The organism is Methylocaldum sp., assembly GCF_039794385.1.
Taxonomy (GTDB): Bacteria; Pseudomonadota; Gammaproteobacteria; order Methylococcales; family Methylococcaceae; genus Methylocaldum.
Window position 1 is genome coordinate 1 of record NZ_JBDIVO010000425.1, and the last position, 3482, is coordinate 3482.

Consider the following 3482-nt stretch of genomic DNA (forward strand, 5'->3'; position numbering starts at 1 on the left):
AACGAGGCATACACGCAACCATGCATTCGGCGACTCGAAGCTCGGAATCGTGCCGGTCAGGCGCAGCAGAACGCCGCCCCCCGCGAGCACAGCCCCCGCTTGGAATGCTCCACCCGGCCGGTGCGCGCCCGCCCATAACAGATATCCCGCAGCGAGAACGATGAGCGGAACTATCAAGCGACTCAGAGCCGCGAGCACGGGGCTCGAATCGGGCGCGGCGTCGGGTATGGAGGCGGGGCCTGGAGGCCGGAATGCCAGGATTCCCAGCACGGCCAACAACAGCACGGCAATCTCCAGAAGAGTGTCGTAGCCGCGATAATTCAGCAGCACGGCCGTTACCGGGTGTCGGACGCCGCTTTCCTCCAGATGCGCTTCGACGAGTTCCGCCAAGCCGAAGTCCGGGCGGGAAAGCGCGACTATCGCGGCGCTAAGGCCGATGCCCAAGATCCAAGCGAGCGCGGCGGCGATCTGTCGGATCGGTCCGTACACCGCGCTCATGATGGGTTCCTTCCCGCACGCCGGCGTCCTCGTTTACCGGTGATGTGCGCCACGGCGTCAAGCATCAGGGCTCCGGTTAGCCCGGTCCCGATGGCGGTTTCGGCCAGGGCGATGTCCGCAGCGTGCAACCTTATCCAGGCCAGCGTCATCAGAAGGCCGAAGGCGATGAACAGCACCACCGCACTGAACAGATCAGGGGTTGTCACGGTCCGCCAGGCAATCCAAATCAGGATTGCAGCCAACGAAAAATCCAGTATTTCGCCGAGCATCACTGTGGTTCCTGCCAAGTGGAAACTCTGGCCCGGTGTTCGGACCGCAGGGTATGGCGGGCGAGCAGATGGCAGGCCGTGGCGCTGGCCGGCAGCGCGAGCAGCCAGATCAGCAAGAGTTTCAGTATCACCGCCCAGGATTCGGTCTGCAGCATCAGACCGAAAATGACCAGGCCTAACCCTAAATTATCGGCTTTGGTGAGGGCATGAATTCGGGTGTACGTATCGGGAAAGCGCAAGAGACCGACGGTTCCCGCAAAAAAGAATGAAACGCCAAGAAACAGCGAGAAGGCAGAAAGCCATTGAAGCGCAATCTCGTTCACGACTCGTCATCCCCGTCGCTGCGATCGGAAAACCGCCTTACGAACGCCACTGTCGCAAGCACCGCGAGCAGCACGAAAGTCAAGGCGACATCGCGGAGCGCCGGCAAGTTTTGCGCCTCCGCCAACAACAGCAAGACCGCTACGCCGGTCGTGCCGAACAACTGTGCCGCCAGCATGCGATCGGCCGAGGTAGGACCGCGCACGATCCGGAGCAATCCGGCGGCGATGTTGAGGAGCAGAAAGAAAGCGAGCGCCAGGTTCAGTTCAGGCATGGGGCGTATCCCCGGCTTGATTCAAGGAGAGGCCGAACAGAGCCGCAACCCGTTCTTCCACCGTTCGCAGGGATTCGAGAATGGGCAGCCCCTTGTCTAGGACATGAACCTGCAGCCGCTGCTCGTCCAGTTCGGCGACCAGGGTGCCCGGCAGCAAATTGACGGTGTTGATGAGAAGTACGCAGGCCGCCTCGTCTGTCAGCCGCAGGGAAAAATCCACGAATGCCGGCGCCAGAGGCATTTTCGGATGCAAGGCGCGCCGCGCGACATCGATGCCGCCGAGCAGCGAGTGCCAGAGAAAGAAACCGAGAAAACGGGGCAGACCGTACAGGGGCCTGTATCCGGACGGATTGATGAGGAAGCTTGAAACAAGCGCGATGAGAATGACCGGCACGCCGAAGGCCCAGGCCGACGACCCCTCCGTCAAGGCCCACCAGCATAACGCCAGGAACAGAATGCGCTTGAGTCCTGATTTGACGAAAAAATCGAACATGACCTCGACTTTCCATGTCAACCGAGGCCCCATCATATCAGATCGACCGGAGCGCTCCATCCTCTTTTGATAACGCGCAGAAGCCCACCTATGGGGCTCGCGTAGGGTGCATTAGTCTCAGCGTAATACGCCGAAAGGGATATCCCCATGCGGCGAAATGCGCGAGTACGCTATTCCGCCGCATGGGGACAGAAGTGTCGATTGGGCCGCAATAACGCCGGTTACCCTATCAGGTCTCTGTCTTACCGGCGAAGCCCCACCCGCCCGGTTCGTATTTAACCTCCATGTAGCGCTTGATATCCGCCGTGTGCTCTCGTATATCTTCCAGGTTTTTAAAGCTCGAAGGGTCATCCAGCGCTTTACGCCATACCCTCGTCTGGACCGTGCCGAGCACGAAGTATTCCTTGCCGGTTTCATCGCGAGTGCGCTCCGGGAACATCGTTGTCAACACGCTGTCCAGCTCATCCTGGTGGGCGATGATGAACTCGCATTTCGGACAGTATCGACAGGTTTTGCCGAGAACAAAAAGTCCGTGGCCAGGCACAACAATCAACAGCGGAAACTTTCTCGGATAAGTCAACCGTTCGCACTTCGGACAACGGCTGAAGCGCGTTTCCTTGTACGGGTTGAGTGCGAACAGGTAGCGCGGCGGTAATTTGCCGAAACGTTTCTTGGCCATGGCACGTCATCCTTAATGCTGTAGAAACAGTGCCGCACCTGAGCGTTTTCATCCCGGTATCCCTTACCGAGTCGTAGGTCGGCAATCCTTTGCCGACGGAGTTCATAGGATGCGCTGAGGTACGACAAATCGGCAGGGCGAGGCGCAACGTGGCGAGGCCGATTTACTCGTCTCATCCATGAGACTCGCCCTTCGGGCCGTGCTTCGCACGTTCCAATTCGCTCCGAGCGAATTGGTGCACGGCAAAGCCGCCCGAAGGGTGCCGGACCGCATCTTTCGAGTCATTCACCTGCATCAAGTTCGAATTCCCCTGAATGCCCCCACGTGGCTGGATAAAAACCTCGTTCCACAAAGTGGTGAAAGCTCGAATACGGCCAATCGGTAATCCGCTTTGCCCAGCCATGTTTGACAGGGTTCCAGTGGATGCAATCCATGTGGCTGTTAAAGTTACCTGATCGGTGATCAAATGCGCCCAAAACCGGCGTTGCCATAAACCGCGTTCCCGCCGTTTGCCACGACTTTCCGACACGCGCTCGCTTTTCTCGACGGCACGGAAAAAATGCCCTTTGAGCAAATTCCAGCCCGCGTAGGGCGCATTAGCTTCAGCGTAATGCGCCGAATGGAAGGTTCTCCATGCGGCGGAATACGCGGGTACGCTATTCCGCCCTACACGGGCTTGCGCCCGCAGAACGTCATTTTCATGAGTAGAGGCATTGAATAGGCCAAGGTTCTCGGCAGTTTCTTTGTGAAAGCGCGTGAGACTCACCTTGACTCCTAACGAACAAATTCAGCCGCCGCGTTAGCGGTCGGCTGGAATGCCGAGTGTACGCCCGACATGGGCATGAACTGATGGGGTGAGAGTCCCCTGTAGGAGTACCTGTAATGCCCATTCTTTGGGCCAATGTAACTACTAGCCGACGGCAAGGGCAACTCCGCGAGGAGTGGTCT

6 protein-coding genes are annotated in these 3482 nt (G+C 58.6%); all 6 read right to left on the reverse strand.

The genetic code is table 11. The annotated features are described in order from the left end of the window. On the reverse strand, nt 1-498 hold a 498-nt coding region (locus ABJK70_RS22045), incomplete at its 3' end, for an MnhB domain-containing protein (RefSeq protein WP_347259145.1). Further along, the gene (locus tag ABJK70_RS22050) at nt 495-767 is read right to left on the reverse strand and encodes a hydrogenase subunit MbhD domain-containing protein (RefSeq protein ID WP_347259146.1); all 273 of its coding nucleotides are present in this window, start codon (nt 765-767) and stop codon (nt 495-497) included. The genes ABJK70_RS22050 and ABJK70_RS22045, both read right to left, overlap by 4 nt. Then, nucleotides 767-1090, reverse strand: a complete 324-nt coding sequence (mnhG, locus tag ABJK70_RS22055; protein ID WP_347259147.1) for a monovalent cation/H(+) antiporter subunit G — start codon at nt 1088-1090, stop codon at nt 767-769. Before mnhG ends, ABJK70_RS22050 begins: the two co-directional genes overlap by 1 nt. Further along, the gene (locus ABJK70_RS22060; protein WP_086133912.1) at nt 1087-1362 is read right to left on the reverse strand and encodes a monovalent cation/H+ antiporter complex subunit F; all 276 of its coding nucleotides are present in this window, start codon (nt 1360-1362) and stop codon (nt 1087-1089) included. Before ABJK70_RS22060 ends, mnhG begins: the two co-directional genes overlap by 4 nt. Next, on the reverse strand, nt 1355-1855 hold the full coding sequence (locus ABJK70_RS22065) for a Na+/H+ antiporter subunit E (RefSeq protein ID WP_168175451.1): 501 nt from the start codon (nt 1853-1855) through the stop codon (nt 1355-1357). The genes ABJK70_RS22060 and ABJK70_RS22065 overlap by 8 nt, the downstream gene beginning before the upstream one ends. 229 nt (nt 1856-2084) lie before the next feature. Continuing rightward, nucleotides 2085-2534, reverse strand: coding sequence for a hypothetical protein (locus ABJK70_RS22070; RefSeq protein ID WP_347259148.1), 450 nt, complete (start codon nt 2532-2534; stop codon nt 2085-2087). Nucleotides 2535-3482: the final 948 nt, after the last annotated feature.

Coding starts and splice junctions, on each gene's coding strand:
- ABJK70_RS22050 (WP_347259146.1), bottom strand. CDS start 767: ATGCTCGGCGAAATACTGGATTTTTCGTTGGCTGCAATCCTGATTTGG.
- ABJK70_RS22060 (WP_086133912.1), bottom strand. CDS start 1,362: ATGCCTGAACTGAACCTGGCGCTCGCTTTCTTTCTGCTCCTCAACATC.
- ABJK70_RS22065 (WP_168175451.1), bottom strand. CDS start 1,855: ATGTTCGATTTTTTCGTCAAATCAGGACTCAAGCGCATTCTGTTCCTG.
- ABJK70_RS22070 (WP_347259148.1), bottom strand. CDS start 2,534: ATGGCCAAGAAACGTTTCGGCAAATTACCGCCGCGCTACCTGTTCGCA.